Genomic DNA, 1,526 nt, shown 5'->3' on the forward strand with positions numbered 1-1,526 from the left:
TGAAGAAAGCAGAAGCGGCTGGATTTTCTTTTTGTTTTATTCTTACGGGTTTAGGGATCAACCTATCTCATGTAAATTTTGTAAATTTGTAGTGACGGATAGAAAATATCGCTTTTATGCGTCTCTAGAATCTGGAAAAGTATTCATTGCAAAAAGCACAACTCTAAAATCAAGTTTAAACCTACTCTTTCAGTAAAATTTAAAGATACTTTAAAAAATTTACTGGATAATATCCCTGACTTCAAGTTTTCAGGAAAAATTTCAGGTTAAGAGCTGTGTAAAGAAAAATAAGCACTTTCATTTTTTCATTTTTAATGACCTCCTGTATTTTCATAGGGTTGACGGTTGATCTGGGCGGGGAGTCCAACCTAACTTCGAGTTTTACGAAGATTACAGATCGGGTTTCGGAACTTTTAGAAGCGCCAGACCAAGCGAATTATTGGGATTTAATGACTTAAGATTTTTTAGTATCATGAGTTTTATCCTGCAACCTTGCCATCTGCCATCTGGTAAAATTTTCATACACAACTTTGGATTTAATACATATAATGATTCTTGACTTTAGTCCAGAAATTTATTATCATTTTGGATACAAGTTTTAACATGAAAATATTACAGTTTGGGTACTTAGGTCTTAGCTGAATATGAACAGCAGCGTCGGGTTAGAGGATGTTTTTTCCCGAAAGTTGTAGGATTTTTCAGGAAAACTTAATTAGAGAAATTAATATTAGAACTATCTTTCCAAATAAATATTTTTGGCTAATTATTGTTACCCTGCAGGCTAACAATATCTCTTTCAATTAGAAAAAATAAAGTATACTCTTCAAATTTAATGGATTTTCAACTACATAAAAATATATCAGTTGTTCCATTTTCTCTTATCATCTCTTGGAGTAGAAAAATGGAACTTGAAGCTTTAAAACAGTTGCTTTCCTCACTGAACATCAATACTGATAAAATTGAAGATGAAAGATATGCCAAAGCTTTTCGTATTTTGTTTTCTATAATTGAACAACAGAACGAAGAGATTGAGTTTCTCAAGGCAGAGAACCAGAAGCTTCGAGATGAAATCAACTTACTAAAAGGTGAAAAAGCCAAACCTAAGATTCGTGGCTCTAAAAAGAATGAAGACATTTCTTCTGAAAAAGAGAGAAGAAATAGAAAGCTCCCATAGGATAAAGAGCCTAAATCTAAACTGGATAAAATAGAGGTTCATCGAACTGAAACATGTAAAGTTGACATATCCATTTTACCCAGTGATGCATATCCTAAAGGTTATAGAGACGTAATAATTCAGGATATATACATAAAGCCTGTTAATACAAAGTATAGACATACCTGTGGTTATCACACTTTTAAGTGATGATGCACGTCAGTTCAGGCAAATTGCATATCACCATGCTCTTTGTTGGATTCATGACGGTAGAAACTACAAGAAATTAAGGTCAATGGTTCCGTATCATAAAGAAAAGCTGAAAGCTTTTCTGAACAGTTACTGGAACTTTTATGGTGAGCTTTGTTAGTTT

1 protein-coding gene is annotated in these 1,526 nt (G+C 32.9%); it reads left to right on the forward strand.

Annotated elements, in window-relative coordinates; genetic code table 11:
• Nucleotides 1-901: 901 nt before the first annotated feature.
• Nucleotides 902-1,174 carry a hypothetical protein gene (locus ASJ81_RS12505; RefSeq protein ID WP_095644725.1) on the forward strand — a complete coding sequence of 91 codons (273 nt, stop codon included), beginning with the start codon at nucleotides 902-904 and terminating at the stop codon, nucleotides 1,172-1,174.
• Nucleotides 1,175-1,526: the final 352 nt, after the last annotated feature.

The sequence above is a fragment of the Methanosarcina spelaei genome (assembly GCF_002287235.1).
GTDB lineage: Archaea > Halobacteriota > Methanosarcinia > Methanosarcinales > Methanosarcinaceae > Methanosarcina > Methanosarcina spelaei.

What these genes read in the sequence shown, in the direction of transcription:
- ASJ81_RS12505 (WP_095644725.1), top strand. Translation starts at nt 902, where the DNA reads ATGGAACTTGAAGCTTTAAAACAGTTGCTTTCCTCACTGAACATCAAT.